The organism is Micromonospora musae, assembly GCF_003626545.1.
Lineage (GTDB): Bacteria > Actinomycetota > Actinomycetes > Mycobacteriales > Micromonosporaceae > Micromonospora > Micromonospora musae.
The window spans coordinates 57,818-74,665 of sequence record NZ_RAZS01000012.1 but is presented as its reverse complement, the minus strand read 5'-3'; the positions used below and the strand labels follow the sequence as shown (position 1 = coordinate 74,665).

General features: G+C 73.2%; 14 protein-coding genes. 3 read left to right on the top strand and 11 right to left on the bottom strand.

Annotated elements, in window-relative coordinates; translation table 11 throughout:
* Positions 1-6: 6 nt before the first annotated feature.
* The gene (locus D7147_RS26950; protein ID WP_120682571.1) at positions 7-2,490 is read left to right on the top strand and encodes a DNA gyrase/topoisomerase IV subunit A; all 2,484 of its coding nucleotides are present in this window, start codon (positions 7-9) and stop codon (positions 2,488-2,490) included.
* A gap of 147 nt (positions 2,491-2,637) precedes the next feature.
* Here the strand turns inward: D7147_RS26950 and D7147_RS26945 are convergent, their stop codons facing one another.
* A complete protein-coding gene (locus tag D7147_RS26945) occupies positions 2,638-3,984 on the bottom strand; it encodes a uracil-xanthine permease family protein (RefSeq protein ID WP_120682802.1) in 1,347 nt (448 codons plus the stop codon).
* Positions 3,985-4,100: 116 nt separating this feature from the next.
* On the bottom strand, positions 4,101-4,736 hold the full coding sequence (locus D7147_RS26940) for an alpha-ketoglutarate-dependent dioxygenase AlkB (RefSeq protein WP_120682569.1): 636 nt from the start codon (positions 4,734-4,736) through the stop codon (positions 4,101-4,103).
* Positions 4,737-4,900: 164 nt separating this feature from the next.
* Between D7147_RS26940 and D7147_RS26935 the strand changes: the two genes are divergently transcribed.
* Entirely contained in the window at positions 4,901-6,871 is a 1,971-nt protein-coding gene (locus D7147_RS26935) for a hypothetical protein (protein ID WP_120682567.1), read from the top strand.
* 73 nt (positions 6,872-6,944) lie between these two features.
* On the opposite strand, the gene D7147_RS26930 is transcribed toward D7147_RS26935, so the two are convergent.
* The 6 genes from D7147_RS26930 to pseB are packed head-to-tail and all read right to left on the bottom strand — an operon-like array spanning position 6,945 to position 13,539.
* The gene (locus tag D7147_RS26930) at positions 6,945-7,997 is read right to left on the bottom strand and encodes a PseG/SpsG family protein (RefSeq protein ID WP_120682565.1); all 1,053 of its coding nucleotides are present in this window, start codon (positions 7,995-7,997) and stop codon (positions 6,945-6,947) included.
* Positions 7,994-8,725, bottom strand: a complete 732-nt coding sequence (locus D7147_RS26925; RefSeq protein WP_120682800.1) for a cytidylyltransferase domain-containing protein — start codon at positions 8,723-8,725, stop codon at positions 7,994-7,996. Before D7147_RS26925 ends, D7147_RS26930 begins: the two co-directional genes overlap by 4 nt.
* A gap of 16 nt (positions 8,726-8,741) precedes the next feature.
* Complete coding sequence (locus tag D7147_RS26920; protein ID WP_120682563.1) at positions 8,742-10,559, bottom strand: class I SAM-dependent methyltransferase; 1,818 nt, start codon at positions 10,557-10,559, stop codon at positions 8,742-8,744.
* Entirely contained in the window at positions 10,549-11,391 is an 843-nt protein-coding gene (locus D7147_RS26915) for a hypothetical protein (protein WP_120682561.1), read from the bottom strand. Before D7147_RS26915 ends, D7147_RS26920 begins: the two co-directional genes overlap by 11 nt.
* Before the next feature lie 10 nt (positions 11,392-11,401).
* Positions 11,402-12,553 carry a DegT/DnrJ/EryC1/StrS family aminotransferase gene (locus tag D7147_RS26910; protein WP_120682798.1) on the bottom strand — a complete coding sequence of 384 codons (1,152 nt, stop codon included), beginning with the start codon at positions 12,551-12,553 and terminating at the stop codon, positions 11,402-11,404.
* A 5-nt stretch (positions 12,554-12,558) separates the two neighbouring features.
* Positions 12,559-13,539, bottom strand: a complete 981-nt coding sequence (pseB, locus tag D7147_RS26905) for a UDP-N-acetylglucosamine 4,6-dehydratase (inverting) (protein ID WP_120682559.1) — start codon at positions 13,537-13,539, stop codon at positions 12,559-12,561.
* A gap of 244 nt (positions 13,540-13,783) precedes the next feature.
* Here pseB and D7147_RS26900 point away from each other — a divergent pair, with 244 nt between their 5' ends.
* Positions 13,784-14,026, top strand: a complete 243-nt coding sequence (locus D7147_RS26900) for an acyl carrier protein (protein ID WP_120682556.1) — start codon at positions 13,784-13,786, stop codon at positions 14,024-14,026.
* A 67-nt stretch (positions 14,027-14,093) separates the two neighbouring features.
* Here the strand turns inward: D7147_RS26900 and pseI are convergent, their stop codons facing one another.
* The 3 genes from pseI to D7147_RS26885 are packed head-to-tail and all read right to left on the bottom strand — an operon-like array spanning position 14,094 to position 16,812.
* Positions 14,094-15,140, bottom strand: a complete 1,047-nt coding sequence (gene pseI, locus D7147_RS26895; RefSeq protein WP_120682554.1) for a pseudaminic acid synthase — start codon at positions 15,138-15,140, stop codon at positions 14,094-14,096.
* Positions 15,137-15,679: a GNAT family N-acetyltransferase gene (locus D7147_RS26890; RefSeq protein ID WP_120682552.1), complete on the bottom strand. Its 543-nt coding sequence runs from the start codon at positions 15,677-15,679 to the stop codon at positions 15,137-15,139. Before D7147_RS26890 ends, pseI begins: the two co-directional genes overlap by 4 nt.
* Positions 15,676-16,812: a glycosyltransferase family 2 protein gene (locus D7147_RS26885; RefSeq protein WP_120682550.1), complete on the bottom strand. Its 1,137-nt coding sequence runs from the start codon at positions 16,810-16,812 to the stop codon at positions 15,676-15,678. The genes D7147_RS26890 and D7147_RS26885 overlap by 4 nt, the downstream gene beginning before the upstream one ends.
* Positions 16,813-16,848: the final 36 nt, after the last annotated feature.

Genomic DNA, 16,848 nt, shown 5'->3' with positions numbered 1-16,848 from the left:
CTGAGCATGGCACGCCGCAAGGAAACGAAGGTCGACCTCTCCGCGTTCGACCAGGCCGGGGCGCGGGTGTTCGACAACCCGCTGGTCACCGAGGTGTCGGACTCCTACCTGGAGTACGCCTTCTCGGTCATCCACTCCCGTGCGCTGCCGGACGCCCGCGACGGCCTGAAGCCGGTGCACCGGCGCATCCTCTGGTCCATGCACGAGCAGGGCCACCGCCCCGACCGCGGGCACGTGAAGTCCGCGCGGATCGTCGGCGACGTGATGGGTAAGTACCATCCGCACGGCGACGCGGCCATCTACGACGCCATGGTGCGGCTGGCGCAGGACTTCTCGCTCAACGCCCCGCTGATCGACGGGCACGGCAACTTCGGGTCGCCGGACGACGGCCCCGCGGCCGCCCGCTACACCGAGGCGCGGATGTCCCGCGAGGCGATGCTGCTCGTGGGCGAGCTCGGCGAGGAGACGGTCGACGTCGAGCCGAACTACGACGGCTCGTTGACCCAGCCGACGGTGCTGCCGGCCGCCTTCCCCAACCTGCTCGTCAACGGCGCGTCCGGGATCGCGGTGGGCATGGCCACCAACATGATCCCGCACAACCTGGCCGAGGTCGTCCAGGCCGCCCGCTGGCTGATCAACCACCCGGACGCCTCGCTGGACAAGCTGATGGAGTTCGTACCGGGCCCCGACCTGCCCACCGGTGGGCTGCTGCTCGGCCTCGACGAGGTGCGCCGGGCGTACGAGACCGGGCGCGGCGTGGTCCGGATGCGCGCCAAGGTGGAGATCGGCCCGCTGGAGGGCAGCCGCGGCCGGCAGGCGATCACCGTGGTCGAGCTGCCGTACGGCGTCGGCGGGGAGAAGGTCATCGCGGCGATCACCAACGAGGTCAACAAGACCAAGCGGCTGAGCGGGATCGCCGACGTGAAGGACCTCACCGACCGGGAGAACGGCACCCGCCTGGTCATCGAGTGCAAGGTCGGGGTGAATCCGCAGGCGCTCCTGGCCGACCTCTACCGGCTCACCCCGCTGGAGCAGTCCTTCGGCGTCAACAATCTGGTGCTGGTCGACGGGCAGCCGCAGACCCTCGGGTTGAAGGCGCTGCTGGAGGTCTTCCTGGCCCACCGCTACGAGGTGGTGACCCGACGCAGCTCCTACCGCCGCCGTAAGCGCGAGGAGCGGCTGCACCTCGTCGACGGCCTGCTGATCGCCCTGCTCGACATCGACAAGGTGGTGAAGCTGATCCGGGCCAGCGAGGACGCGGCGGCGGCGAAGGACGCCCTGATGCAGAAGTTCAAGCTCTCCGAGATCCAGGCCACCTACATCCTGGACACTCCGCTGCGCCGGCTCACCAAGTACGACCGTCTGGAGCTGGAGGCGGAGCAGGAGAAGCTCCGCGCCGAGATCGCCGAGTTGTCGAAGATCCTCGACGACCCGAAGGTGCTCCGGAAGCTCGTCTCGGACGAGCTGGCCGCCGTGTTGAAGCAGTTCGGCACGGCGCGTCGCACCACTCTGATCGACGGCGACCTCAAGGAGGTGCTGGCCGCCTCCGCGCCGGCCGGCCCGCTGGAGGTGGCCGACGACCCGTGTCAGGTCATCCTCTCCGCGACCGGGCTGGTGGCCCGGACCGCGGCCGAGTCGGAGGAGACCGCCGAGGGGCGTCGCCGGCACGGCCGGGTCAAGCACGACGTCGTACGCGCCAGCGTGCCCTCCACCGCCCGTGGCCGGGTGCTGCTGGTCACCAGCGCCGGCCGAGCGTTCAAGATCGATGTGCTGCCGCTGCCGGTGCTGCCCGAGCAGGCCGGCACGCTCTCGCTGCGCGGCGGGATGTCCGCCGCCGAACTGGTGCCGCTTCAGCCGGGGGAGTCCGTGGTGGGGCTGGCGCCGCTCGGCGCCGCCGCGGAGGGCTCACCGGGGCTGGCGCTCGGCACTCGGCAGGGCGCGGTGAAGGTCTGCGCGCCGGAGTGGCCGGTACGCGCCGACGAGTTCGAGGTGATCGGCCTGCGTGAAGGCGACGAGGTGGTCGGGGCGACCTGGCTCACCGACGGCGCCGAGGCGCTGACGTTCCTCACCTCCGAGGCGTCGCTGCTGCGCTTCCCGGCGAAGCTGGTCCGCCCGCAGGGCATCCGGGGTGGCGGCATGGCCGGCATCAACCTCCCCGGTGAGGCCCGGGTGGTCTTCTTCGGCGCGGTCCGCACGGACGACTCGACGCACGGGGAGCCGATGGTGGTCACCTCGACGGGCGCCACGGTCAAGGTGACTCCCTTCGCGGCGTATCCGGCGAAGGGGCGGGCGACGGCCGGCGTCCGCGCCCAGCGTTTCCTCAAGGGTGAGACCGACGTGGTGGTCGGCTGGGTCGGGCCGCGCCCGGTGGGCTCCACGGCGAACGGCGAGCCGGTCGAGCTGCCCGCCGCCGACCCGCGCCGCGACGGCAGCGGCTTCGCCGTGATGCTCGGCCCCACCGTCATCGGCCACCAGGTAGAACGCGACTGACCCCACCCCTCCCTCCCTCTCCCCGCTCCCTCCCTCTCCCCGGGCTGATCATGAAGTTATCGCCCTCGTGACCGGCGTGTCCGAGCGATAACTTCATGATCACCGAGCGCACCGAGCGCAGGGCAGGGGAGGGGAGGGAGTGGGGGGTCAGAGTTCGGGTTCGGGGGCGGAGCGGTCCTGCTCGGCGGTGCCGCGCAGGCGGGCGATCAGCCGCATGCCGTGGTAGATCACCAGGGCGGCGGCGGTGCCGAGGGCGATGCCGTTGAAGGAGAGGTCGCCGGCGGTGAGGGTGTAGTTCGCCGCGCCGACGATCACCGCGACCGCGGCGGTCATCAGGTTCACCGGGTCATGGAAGTTCACCCGGTTCTCGATCCAGATCCGGGCGCCGAGGATGGCGATCAGCCCGTACAGGGCGGTGGTGGCGCCGCCGAGCACCCCGGCCGGCACGGTGAGGATCAGCGCGCCGAACTTCGGGCTCAACCCGAGCAGCACCGCGGTCAGACCGGCCACCCAGTACGCGGCGGTGGAGTAGACCCGGGTCGCCGCCATCACTCCGATGTTCTCCGCGTACGTGGTGGTGCCGGAGCCGCCACCCGAACCGGCCAGGACGGTGGCGAGCCCGTCGCCCAGGAAGGCCCGGCCCATGTCCCGGTCGAGGTTGCGGCCGGTCATCGCGGCGACCGCCTTCACGTGCCCGGCGTTCTCCGCGACCAGCACGAGGATCACCGGGATGACCAGCACCACGGCCCGCAGGCTGAAGCTGGGCGCGTGGAAGTCGGGCAGCCCGACCCAGGCGGCCTCCCGCAGCCCGGTCACCGCCGTCGGATCCAGCTCGCCGAGTGCGGCGGCGAGCAGCCAGCCGACCAGGACACCGAGCAGGATGGAGAGCCGGGCCAGGAAGCCGCGGAAGAGCACGGTGGCGAGCAGGATGGCAGCGAGGGTCACCACCGCGATGAGCGGCTGGGCCTTCACCCCGGTACCGGCGCCGCCGCCGTCCCACGCGACCGGGGCCAGGTTGAGCCCGATCAACGCGACGATCGCGCCGGTGACCACCGGCGGCATCAGCGCGTCGATCCACCGCGAACCGGCGAGCTGCACGACGACGCCGACCAGCGCGAGCGCCACACCGGCGACGACGATGCCGCCGAGGGCGGGGCCGAGGTCCCCGCCGGCCTTCGCCGCCAGCACCGGCGCGATGAAGGCGAACGACGAGCCGAGGTACGACGGCAGCCGGTTGCCGGTGATCAGCAGAAACAGCAGGGTGCCCAGCCCGGAGAAGAAGAGCGTGGTCGCCGGGGGAAAGCCGGTGATCAGCGGCACCGTGAAGGTGGCGCCGAACATCGCCACCACGTGCTGGACACCGATGCCCAACGTCCGGGGCCAGGAGAGCCGTTGGTCGGGGTGGACCACGTCGCCGGGGCGTACGGAGCGTCCGTCGCCATGCAACGACCAGGCGAACCAGCGCGAACGCGGCTCGGTGAGGGGTCGGGTCATCAGCACACCCTTCGTTCGTCATCGTGACGGGGGCGTGATCGACCCTGGACGTTTCTAGCAGAGGTCAGGTGCCTGAGCGGTGCTCGGGCAGGGCGGCGCCGACCGGCGGCGGTGGCTCAGGCGACCCCGGCGGGCCGGAACTGCACGCTCACCCGGGGGCCGACCGGTCGGCTGGTCTTCGGCACGGCGTGCTCCCAGGTGCGTTGGCAGGAGCCGCCCATCACCACCAGGTCGCCGTGGCCGAGCGGGAAGCGCAGGCTGGCGCCGCCGCCGCGCGGGCGCAGCAGCAGCGACCGCGGTGAGCCGAACGAGACGATGGCCACCATGGTGTCCGAGTGCGCCGACCGGCCGTGCGTGTCGCCGTGCCAGGCGACGCTGTCCCGACCGCTGCGATAGAGGCACATGCCGGCGGTGACGAACGGCTCGCCGAGCTCCGCGGCGTAGTGCCGGGTGAGCACGGTGCGCGCCTCGGTCAGCAGGGTGTGCGGCAGCGGGCGGTCGGGCCCGTACCAGCAGAGCAGGCGGGGCACGTCGACCTCGTTGTCGTACATCCTGCGGCGTTCGGCCCGCCACGGCACCTCCCGCAGCAGGAGGTCGAAGATCGCGTCCGAGCCGTTGACCCAGCCGGGGAGGTGGTCGACCCAGGCGCCCCGGGAGAGCTCGTGCCGGCGCAGCCGGCCGCCGAGCGGGTCGAGCGACGGCGCCGCAGCGGTGAGGTCCAGCATCGACGGCTGGTAGGCGACCTCGGACATGCACCCACCCTACCTGCCCCGTTGGAACAGGTGTACGAGGCCAGGCATCTTGTCGCCCGCCGGTCACCTGGCGCACACATGGATGTCGCCGAGCGTCGGCGGAACCTCCCTACGGTGAGTCGCCTCCGCCCCACCCGGCGGGCGACGCCAGGAGGAGGCGACCCGTGTCGAGCAGCTCCACCAGCACCGCCGTGGCGACCCCGCCGCCGGTTCCGCCGACGGCGGCGCCACCCGCCGGCCGCCGGCGCGCGCTCGTGGTGGCGGTCGCACTGCTCGCCGCCTGGGTCGTGCCCCTGCTGGCGTACGCGCTGCACGTGGCGGGGCTGCTGCCGCCGCTGGTGCTGGTGACCACCGCCGCGCTGCTGCGGGTCGGGCGGACCCTGCTGGACCGGCTGGTGCTCGCGGCGGCGCTGCTGCTCGGCGCGATCTGCGCCGCCGGCCTGCTCTTCTCGTACTGGCCGTGGGGGCTGCATCCGGTGCCGGTGGCGGGCAGCGCGTTGACCGTGCTGCTCGGCTACGCCCTGGTCACCGGAGTCCGGCCCCGCCTGCCGCGCCCGACGGCCGCCGACCTGGCCCCGGTGCTCGCGGCGGCGTTCGCGGCGCTCGCCCTCGCCTGGCCGTACCTGCGCGCCGACGGGCTGGCCGGCCGGTTGGCGTACGCGATGACCGGCGAGGACAACAGCCGGCACCTGGCCACCATGGAGGGCATCCGCGCGGTGGGCGGTTACCTCTTCGCGCACTCGGACGCGGCGGCCCGGATCGCGCCGGAGGGGATGGTCTACTACCCCCAGGGCTTCCACCTCACGGCCGCGCTGCTGGACACGTTCCTGCGCTCCTCGACCGCCCCGGGCGGGCCGGCGAGCACCCTCGACCACTACCTCGGCTGGGCGCTGGCGGCGTACGCCCTGCTGGTGCTCGCGGTGGTCTGGGCCGCCGGCCGGATCGCCGGGCGGCTGCTGGACCCGGTCCGGGCCTTCGCCCTGGCCGGCGCGGTGACCGCCCTCGCCCTCGGCTCCGAGCTGACCCGGTTCGTGGTCTACGGCTACCCGGGGGAGAGCCTCGGTCTGGCGCTGACCGCGATCCTGATCGGGCTGGTCTGCCGGCCGGTCGCCCGCACCGGCACCCAGCTCTGCCTGCTCGGGGCGCTCTGCGTCGGGATCGGCTTCGCGTACCTGATGTTCCTGCCGGTGGTCGGGGTGCTGGTGCTCGCCTGGCTGGTCCGGCACCGGCGGGCGGTGCGCCGCCGGCCGTGGCTGCTCGTGACGGTCGCGCTGGTCACCGCCGTGCTCACGCCGCTGCCGAGCGTGGCGGGGCTGCTCTTCACCGACCAGGTCGACAACGTGGCCACCGGCGGCGGCGTCTTCCCGCGCTACGACGCGTTCCTGGCGCTCGCCGGGGTGGTGGGCGCCGGGCTGGCCGCCGGTGGGCTGCGGTTGCCGGTCTGGCGTCGGTACGTCGGCGCGCTCGCCGCGACCGTCGCCTTCGCGCTCGGGTTCCGCATCTACTTCCAGGCGCTCGGCACCGATCCGCGCTACTACTACGGCAAGACCCTGCACCTGCTGCTGGTCGTCCTGCTCATCGGCCTCGGGGCGGTGCTGCTGCTGCGGCCCGTGCCGTGGCGTGCCGCGTCCCCGGCCGGCGCTCGCCCGCGGGCGGCGCGGCTGGCCCGGGTCGCCGTCGCGCTGTCGCTGGTGGCGGGCGCGGCGGGCGTGGCCGGCCTGCTGCGCGGCGGTGGCGTCTTCGCGCAGCCCTTCGGCAACCGGAGCACCACCTGGGCGCAGGCCTGGTGGTCGGGGACGCTGGACCGCCCCCGGCAGGCCGACGTGACCGTGCGGGCCCTCGCCCAGGCGCCGGCCCGGCCCGGCGAGGTGACGGTGGTGGTCAGCGACCACCGGCGGGAGGGGTACCTGGAGACGCTCTTCGTCGCCACCCTGCAGGGCAGCCACGGCGACTCCGCTCCGGCGTTCTACAACCTTCCGCTCTCCGAGCCGGCCCGCAGCGCGGCCGTCGTCGCGGCCGAGAAGCGTCCCATCCGTTTCCTGACCACCAGCCCGGAGGCCGCCGCGGTGGTCGAGGAGCTGCTCACCGAACGGCCGGGGCTGCGGGCGCGGGTGACCGTCGAACCGCTGCGCTGACCCGCCGCCGCTCCTCGCCGCGACCGGCGTGCCGGGTGTCGCGGCGAGGAGCGTTCGCCCCGGGCACGCCGGTTCAGGCCGGTACGGCGCCGAGGCGGGCCAGGACGGCCTCGGCCACCCGGCCCCGCCCGCGACCGTCCACCACCGACCAGGCCCGCGCGGAGAGCTCGGCGCGCCCGGACGGGGAGGTGAGCAGCTCGGCGAGGACCCGGCCCGCGTGCGCCCGGGCCGCCTGCCCCGCCACCGCGTCCTCGGTCAGCTCCGGCAGCACGCCGACCCCGGCGGCCAGCCCGTGCCGCACCACCCGGTGGTACGACTCCCGCTGGTTCTCGACCACGCAGACCAGTGCCGAGGGCGCACCGAGGCAGCACAGCTCCCAGGTGGAGGTGCCGGCGGCGCTGACCACCAGGTCCGCCGCCTGGATCAGCGCGGGTAGCGCGTCGGTGGGCGGGATCGGACGCAGCACCTGATCGTGCCCCCGGGGCACCTCGGCCAGCTCCGCGCCGATCTCCGGCCGTCCGACGACGACTGTCAGCTCCATCGGTAGCCCGGTCTCGAAGAGGAGCCGGGCGAGCACCGGGGCGGCACCGACCGCGTCGGTGCCGCCGAAGAAGGCGAACACCCGAGGGCGCGCCGCCTCGGTGGCCTGCCGGGGGGCCGGTGGCCGGGCGGCCACCACCGAGTCGCGGAGCAGGGCGTACTCGGCGCCGGCCAGCAGCCGGGACGCCGGGGCGTCGATCCGCGTGCCGAAGTTCTGGTCGAGGTAGAGGTCGGCGTCCTGGCCCCGGGTGTCACCGTCTACCACCGCGAGCGTGACCACGCCGGCGGCGCGCAGCGCGCCCGCCCCGGCCGGGTCCAGCTCGTACGAGTCGAGGACCATCACGTCCAACCGGTGCCGGCGGGCCGTCTCGACCAGCTCGGCCGGGGTCTGCGGACCCGGGTGCAGTGGGACGTCGCGCGCCGCGAGCTGCGCGGCGGCCCAGCCGACCGACTCGACCGAGCCGAACATCTCGACCCGGGCGCCGCGGGCGAGGAACTCCTCGCCGAGCGCGAGGGAGCGGACCAGGTGGCCGACGCCCCGCTGGGGGCCGGCGTCGCAGCGGAGCCCGACACGTACGGTTCTCAGGACTCCTCCAGCCGCTTCTGGCGTACGTCGGCGTTGAGCGCGCGCAGCGCCGGCTGCCCGTCGAGCCAGTCGGCGAGCTTCGCCAGCGGCACGCTGACGTCACCGAAGTGGTCGACGACCGCCCGGAGCAGGGCCCAGTCCTGCTCGGTGTCGAGCGTGAGCCGCAGCCCGGACCGGTCCGGGGTGAGGGTAACCCCGAGCACCCGGAACAGCTCCGGGTGGGTGTAGGCGTAAGAGGTGACGTGCACCCGGTGGTGGTCGGTGGCGAGCCGATCCAGCGTCCGCAGCGCCTCGGCGCGGATGATCTCCACGTCGAGCCCGCGCGGCAGCGTTCGGGCGATCGAGGTGCTGGCGTAGTCGAGCCCGGGCACCGCCTGGTAGACCGAGGCCACCGTCGTGATGATCTCCGGGTCGAGCAGCGGGCAGTCGGCGGTGAAGCGCATGACCGCGTCCCCGGGGTGGGCGTCGAGCGCGCCGACGAACCGGCTCAGCACGTCGTCGACCGGGCCCCGATGGCACGGCACGGCGAGCCGCTCGCACTCGACGGCCACCGCGTCGTCCACCGCGTCGGTGCTGGTCGCCACCACCAGGTCGGCGAGCACCCCGCTGTCCCGGGCAGCCCGGACCACCCGGGACAGCACGCTGCGTCCGGCGAGCGGGCGCAACACCTTCCCCGGCAGCCGGGACGAGCCCATCCGGGCCTGGACGATCCCCACGATCCGCATCAGCGGCACCTCCACCCGTTCACTGCCCCTCCTGGGGCTTGGGCGCCAGCACCTCACGGACGCGGCGCTTGGCCGCGCGGGCCCCGCGCCGGGCGAGCCGGGCCGGGGTGATGGCGAGTCTGCCCACCTGGTAGCTCACCGAGCCGCTGAGCAGGTTGATCTTCACTTCGGCCCGGCGCAGCGCCCGCTCCCGCGAGGTGAGCAACTCCTCGGTCCACTTGAGCAGCGCCGTGAGCCGGGTCAGCTCCTCCCGCTGGCGCAGCCACGCCTCACGTAGCTGCTGGTAGCTGCGGGGCCCGGCCGGCGGGTCGGTCGGCTCGACCGCGCGCAGCTCGCTCAGGAGCACGCCCCGCCCCTCGTTGTCCAGCCCGCGCACCGCGGCCGTCACGGCGGCCTCGGTCTCCACGGCCGCCGACACGGTCGCCCGGTCCAGGTCGTGGCCGGCCACCCCGCCCAGCACCACGGTGAGCCCCGCGATGTCCAGCGTGGAGGGCCATGGGTGGGCGTACCCGCCGGTGACCAGGGTGATGGCGAACCGCCGGAGCCCGCGGGCGAGCACCACCTCCGTGCGCAGCGGCGCCGTGGCCTGCCAGCTCGGGTCGAGCAGCGCGTACGCGCCGTCGGCGACCAGCACGTTGTCGACGGTCGCCAGCGCCACCGCGCCACCGAGCTCCCCGTCCGGGTCGGCCTGCCCGGCCAGCCAGTCCGCGTACCCGCGCAGCGTCCGGCGCAGCCCGTCCAGGTCCTGGCGCAGGGCGGTGTCGAGCAGCAGCGTACGCAGCAGCCGTCCCTGCGGCACCGGCTGACCGTCGAGCGTGGCCAGGTCGCGGCAGGCCGCCTCGCGGGTCGCGAAGGGCGCGGCCGGATTCTCGCTGCGCTCGGCCGGCGTCACCTGCCAACGCCACCCCTGCGGACCGGTCACGACCTCCAGCACGTCCGCCGCGGGTCCGGTCTGCAGCAGCGCCACCGGCAGCACCCTCGACGGCTCGTCGTCGACCGGCCCGGACGCCGGCGCCTTGGTCGCGAGCACGACCCAGCCCGGGGCCAGCGCGGCGCCGAGCCCGGCGTGCAGCGCGTCCACGGCGAGCCGGGCGGGGTCCTGCAGCACGGTGGTGGCGGCGAACCCGTTGCCGCCGGCGTCGTGCAGCACCGCGTCGAAGAGCCCGCACGTCGTTACGGCGGCCAGCTCGTCGGCGTCGATCAGGGCCCGCCCGCCGACGTCGGGGTACGCCGCGAAGAAGGCGTCCGGTCGCAGGCCGGCCCCGGCCAGGCGGTCGCGCAGCTGCTCCCGGTTCGCCGGGTGGTCGACGTCCAGCACACCGGTCACGGTCCAGGCGGCGTCGTCCCGGCGGGCGTACCAGGCATCGGTGTCGACGAGCCGGCGCAGCCCCATCGGGTTCTGCGCCCAGAGCAGCAGGGTGCCGCCGGGGCGTAGCGCGCCGGTGAGTCGGGCGAGGACGGCGCCCCAGCCCAGCCGCGCCCCCTCGACCGACTCGACCGGGTCGAGCCCGGCGCCCGCGATCACCACGTCGAAGCGCTCGTCGTCGCCGAGACCGGTGGGGCCGCCCACCACCACCCGGGCGGCGCGCGACGCCAGGGCCGCCCCGTCGGGGTAGCCGCGCAGCAGGCAGGTGACCTCGGCGTGGGCGAGCCGGTCCAGCAACGCCGGGTCGTGCGGCCCGGCGACCAGCACGGCGGCTCCGGCCGGTACGACGCGCGCCGCCAGCGCCGCCAGCGCTCCCGCCGTTCCCGGACGCTGCTCCGGCAGGTCCGACCAGGTCAGCATCTCCCCGCCTGGGAGGACGATCCGGTCGGCCGGCGCCGTTTCAGTGGTCAACTGGTTCCTCCTGGAGATTCGCCCAGCCGAGCAGCTCGCGCAGCGCGGCCGGCGTGCAGCGGTGGTCGGTGCCCAACTCGTCCCGGGCTATCGCGACGGCGGTGGGGAGGTCGACCGATGCTCCGTGCAGCTCCGGCCACTGCCGGCGGATCCGGGCGGTACCGCCGAAGGTGGGATCCTCGTCGGCGAGCACCATCGGGTCGCCGTAGACGGCCGGCTCGCAGCCCGCCGCGATGCCGTAGAAGATCGCGCTGGTAAGCCGGTTCGAGGCCACCCGGCGGTGCCGGCGCAGTTCGACGAGCTGCTTGTCGAGGAAGTACGGGTCGGTGTCCTTCCACCAGTGCCCCCGGTAACCGTGGCAGATCACCCGGAAGCCGGCGTTCTCGTAGAGCCGCCGCACCCCGCGCATGCCGTACTCGTGCCAGTAGAGGCAGACGGTCACCGGACCCGGCTCGGTCTCTCGGATCAGCGCGATCAGCTTCTTGTGGTCGCCGTGTACGTGCTGCCCCTCCCAGCCGTGGAACGGGTACCAGATGGTGCCCTCCCGCTCCTCGGCCGGCGGGTCGTCCGGCTCCATCGCCAGCAGGTACGTGAAGGGCGCACCGATGACGGAGACGTTGCGCCGCCCCACGGACCAGGCGCGCCGCCGGGTCTGCTCCGACCAGAGCAGGCTCGGGGTGCGTTCGGCGTACGGGTGGCCGGGGGCCAGCCCGTCGCCGATGTTCCATCCGTGCTGGACGTAGCCGTTGATCCGCGGCGGGTGCCGGTCGCCCAGCCCCGCGTAGCGGGCCAGCACGTGGGCGTGGCCGTAGAAGTGGTTGGCGTGGTGCATCAGCGTCCCATCAGGCGGCGGCGGGCCGCGCCGTCCGCCCGCGCAACGCTGCGGCGAGCGCGTCCACGACCCGCTCCTGGTCGGCGTCGCTCAGCGTCGGGTAGAGCGGCAGCGAGAGCTCCTGGGCGTAGAACGACTCAGCCACCGGGCAGGACCCGCGCCGGTAGCCGAGGTCGGCGAAGGCCGGGTGCCAGTGCACCGGGATGTAGTTGACCTGCACGCCGATGCCCGCCTCGCGCATCCGGTCGTACACCTCGCGGCGACGCCCGTCGAGGATCCGGACGGGGTAGAGGTGCCACGCCGGCCGGGCCCAGGATCGCCGGCCCGGGGTGAGCACACCGGGCAGGTCGGCCAGGGCCTCGTCGTAGCGGGCCACCAGCTCGGCCCGGCGGGCGAGGAAGCCGTCGAGCCGGCGCAGCTGGCTGCGGCCCAGCGCGCAGAGCACGTCCGGCAGCCGGTAGTTCAGCCCGAACTCGTGCACCTCCTGGTGCCAGCCACCCTCGTCCGGCCAGCGCTGCTCGTTCCGGTCCCGAACCAGCCCGATGTTGCGGAACCGGCGGGCGCGCTCCAGCAGCCGCGGGTCGGTGGCGGCGACCGCGCCGCCCTCGGCCGTGGTGAGGTTCTTGGTGGGGAAGAACGAGAAGGTGGTCAGGTCGGCGAGCGTGCCGACCGGCCGGTCCTTGTAGGTGGCGCCGATCGAGTGCGCGGCGTCGGCCAGCAGCAGCGCGTCCGAGCCGCCCATCGCGCTTCGCAGGGCGTCGTAGTCGGCCGGGTGGCCGGCGTAGTCGACCGCCGAGACGACCCGGGTACGTGAGGTGGTGGCGGCGGCGACGGCGGCCGGGTCGAGGGTGAAGGTCTCCTCCTCGACGTCGGCGAAGACGATCTTCGCGCCGAGCGCGACGGCGCTGCTCGCCGTCGCGACGAACGTCATGGGCGGGACGACGACCTCGTCGCCGGGGCCCACCCCGGCCGCCGCGTAGGCGACGTGCAGCGCCGCGGTGCCGTTGGAGACGGCGGCGCAGCCGACCCCACCGGCCCACTCGGCCAGGTCGGCCTCGAAGCCGTCGACCTGTGGGCCGGTGGTGAGCCAGTCGCTACGCAGGGCGGCGACGACGGCTTCGACGTCGTCCTCGGTGATCGACTGCCGACCGTACGGAAGCATCGCCATCACTGTTCGCTGAGTACGTGGCGGAGTTGCTCGACGCTCAGCCACTCGTCGTTGCTGTCGGACCGGTACGCGAAGTTGTCCGGCACCGGCTCGCAGTCGGCCGGCGGCTCGTAACCCCAGGTGGCGATCGTCGGCTGGACGATGAACCGGTCCGGGGCGCGCAGCGTCCGGCGGCTGTCGTCCAGGGAGATCATCTCTTCGTGCAGCTTCTCGCCGGGGCGGATGCCGACCTCGTGGGTGGTGGCGTCCGGGGCGACCGCCTCGACCAGGTCGAGGATCCGCATGCTCGGGATCCGCGGGACGAAGAGCTCGCCGCCCTGCATCTGGTCGAACGAGTCCACGACGAACTGGACGGCCTGCGGAAGGGTGATCCAGAAGCGGGTCATCCGCTTGTCCGTGATCGGCAGGCTCTTGCCCTCGGCGGCGAGCCGGCGGAAGAGCGGGACCACCGAGCCGCGGCTGCCGACCACGTTGCCGTACCGCACCACGGCGAACCGGGTCGGGTGGTGGGCGGCGTAGTGGTTCGCGGAGATGAAGAGCTTGTCGCCGACGAGCTTCGTGGCGCCGTACAGGTTGATCGGGCTGGACGCCTTGTCGGTGGAGAGCGCGATGACCTTCTTCACGCCCGCCTCGATGGCGGCGTCGACCACGTGCTGGCAGCCGGTGATGTTGGTGGCGATGAACTCCGACGGGTTGTACTCGGCGGTGTCCACCTGCTTGAGCGCCGCGGCGTGCACGACGTGGTCCACCCCGTGCATGGCCCGGGTCAGCCGGTGCCGGTCGCGGATGTCGCCGATGAACCAGCGCAGCCGCGGGTCGTCGCCCAGCTGCTGGCGCAGCTCGTACTGCTTGAGTTCGTCACGGGAGAAGACCACGACCCGGGCCGGGTCGGCCTCGGCGAGGATGTGCCGGAGGAAGGCCTTCCCGAAGGAACCCGTTCCCCCGGTGATAAGAATGGAAGACCCATTCAACTCTTTCAATTGCTTCTCCCGCGGTCGTGGTGGCTTACGGTCGGCGCCCGGCTGACGGAACGGATCGTGACGGTAGACCCGGTGGGTTAACACGCCAACGCACTCCCGTTAACTGCCGTCGCGGGCAAGGTGAATGCGGAATGCCGTCCAGGCGAACATCTCCTGTGTATTCCAGCGCAGGTGGTGAGGTCCCGGACCTCGGCTACACTCGGCCGGCACGCGTGGTCGTGCGTGCCTGTCACGGAGGAAAACAGTGGAACTGCAGCGACTGAGGACCGTCTTCCGAACCGCCCTGGAACTGCCCGAGGACGCTGAGGTGGAGAGTCTGGAATATCGCGGGATCGAGCAGTGGGACTCGCTCGCGCACATGTCGCTCGTCGCCGCGATCGAGGACGAGTTCGACGTGATGTTGGAGACCGACGAGGTTATCGATCTCAGTTCCTTCGACCGCGCCCGGCAGATTTTGGAAAAGCACGGGACCGTTCTCACCGATTGATCCGGCGGCCGCCTCCCGGAGAGTCGACGACGGGCCTGGTCCGCACGGACCAGGCCCGTCGCACGCGTCAGATCAGATCCCAGGAGAGCGGCGTCCCGCGCGAGACGTCACTGGCGAAGGTCCGCCCGAGCACCTTGTCCAGATCGGCCGGGGGCAGCCCGCCGGCGGGCCGGATCGAACGGACGTTCGCCGCGGTCACCGGGTCACCGGCCCGTACGTCGGCGACGACGAAGAGGGAGCGGCGGAACCGCAACCCCTCGCGCTCGGTCGGGGTGGGGCCGATGTGGGTGGTGCCGAGCGCGGCCCAGGCCCGCTCCGACTCGACGGTGAGCGCGGCCAACTCCGCCGGCTCCAGCGAGAAGTCCGAGTCGACGCCGCCGTCGGTCCGGCGCAGCGTCACGTGCTTCTCGATCAGGCAGGCGCCGAGCGCCACCGAGGCGACCGGCACGCCGATGCCGGGCGTGTGGTCGGAGAGTCCCACGGGCACGCCGAACGTGTCGGCCAGCACCGGGATCCGGCGAAGGTTGCTGTCCTGCGGCGGCGCCGGGTAGGAGGCGGTGCAGGCGAGCAGCACGATGCCCCCGGCGCCACCCTCGCGGGCGGTCCGCACGGCGGCGTCGATCTCACCGACGGTGGCCATCCCCGTGGAGATCACCATCGGCTTGCCGGTGCTCGCCACGAGGCGGATCAGTGGCAGGTCCACCAGCTCCGATGAGGCGATCTTGTACGCCGGTACGTCCAGCTTCTCCAGCAGCTCCACGGCCGTGTGGTCGAACGGGGAGGAGAAGACCGTCAGCCCGTGCCGGCGGGCCCGCTCGAAGATCGGCTCGTGCCACTCGTACGGGGTGTGCGCCCGCTCGAAGAGCCGGTAGAGGTTCTCACCGCCCCAGAGGCCGTGCTCGTCGGAGATCCGGAACGCCTCCGCGTCCACGTCGATGGTGATGGTGTCCGGACGGTACGTCTGGAGCTTGAGCGCGTGCGCTCCGCTCGCCGCCACCGCGTCCACGATCTCCAGAGCCCGATCGAGGCTGCCGTTGTGGTTACCGGACATCTCGGCGACCACGAGGGGACGCTCTCCAGGGCCGACCCGGTGCGGCCCGATGCTGACTGTCATTTTCCTCTGCTCATCTCCGTCCAGACCACCTGATGCGGCCTGCCCTCGATCTCCCGCTCGTACTGCCGCACGACGCGGAAGCCGAACCGCCGGTGCAGGGCGAGCACCGGCTGGTTACTGGTCAACGTCTCGCCGCCGAGCGTGTGCGCGCCGAGCGTCTCGAACGCGTACGCGATCGCCGCCCGCTCCAGGGAGAGCCATGCCGGCAGCAGCTCGCCCCGCGCGTCCAGCCCGGCGACGTCGAGATAGAAACCCCAGGTGAGGGCCCGCTCCGGGGAGGTGAGGCCGGCGAAGGTGACGACCCCCGACGGGACGCCCCGGTGCAGGTGCATCAGCACCCGACGGTCCGGGTCGACCCGGGCCCGCGTCCACCAGGCGGTGTGCTCGTCCAAGCCGATCTCGTGGCTGGTCAGGCTCACCCCTCGAACCTGCGGGTGGTTACGCCACTGCAGCATCCGCCGCACGTCGCCGTCGTCGGCGGGACGAAACCCCGCACCGGCCGCGCTCTCCTCCTCGACCCGCTCGCGGTGCTCGCTCATGCCCGCACCGTCAGCACACCGGCCTGCTCGGCGGGGAGCGGCTGCCCGATCGACGCGCCCACGGTCTCCGGGTCGGCGTCGGCGTCCTCACCCGGACCGCCGTCGCGGGTGGCGCGCAGCCGGCCGGTCACCCGGTGCGCCTGCCGCAGGGCCGCGTACGCCAGGTAGTCGCCCCGCCCGACCAGCCGGTGCTTCAGCCCCGGAACACCACCGGGCAGCGCGTAGCCGCGGGTCGGCAGGTAGCGGCGGTAGTGCTCGGTCACCCGCCGGAAGAAGGCCCGGCGCAGGTGGGGGTGGAGCCGGTCGTCGTTGCCCGCCACCACGAGGTAGTGGTTCACCATCAACCCGAAGAGGTCGGCCTGTAGCTGCTCGTCGGGGTGGCGCCGGCGCACCCAGTCCATCAGCCGCTCGTACTGGTCGAAGGCGTCGAAGTGCCGGCCGCTGCGGGTCGAGGTGATGGCCCCCTGCCGGCCCCGGCGGTACAGGTAGCAGACCCGGTCCAGCACCGAGATCTTCTCGGCGCCGATCAGCAGCGGGTGGCTGAACGGGATGTCCTCGTACCAGCCCGCGTGGAACCGCAGCCCCAGCTCGTCCAGGAAGCCGCGGCGGACCACCTTGTTCCAGGCGGTGTGCTGCACCCGCAGCAGCTGCGGGCGGTCGGCCAGCCGAACCACACCCGGCACGTCACGCAGCAGGTGGCTGCTGGCGTCGACCTCCCGCCGGCCGTCCTCGTGCACCCGGAGGTGATCGAGCAGCAGTACGTCCGGTTCGTGCTGGCGCAGCCGGTCCAGCACCGCGGGGATGGTGCCCGGCGGCAGCCAGTCGTCGCTGTCGACGAACCAGACGTACCGGCCGGTCGCCACGTCGAGCCCCGCGTTGCGGGCCAGCCCCAGGCCCACGTTCTGCGTCAGGTGCACGAGCCGGATGCCGGACCGGTCGGCCGCGTACGAGCGCAGCATCTCACCGCAGCGGTCCGGCGAGGCGTCGTCGACCGCGACCAGCTCGACCTGGTGCGCCTCGGCGGCCGGGATGTCGGCCCGAATCGACTCCAGGCACTGGTACAGGTAGGCCTCGACGCCGTGGACGGGCACGACGAGACTCAGCAGCGGGGCATGCGTCGGCTCATTGACCACGCCGCCACCTTCGACCCTGCGGGTGGACGGGTCCGG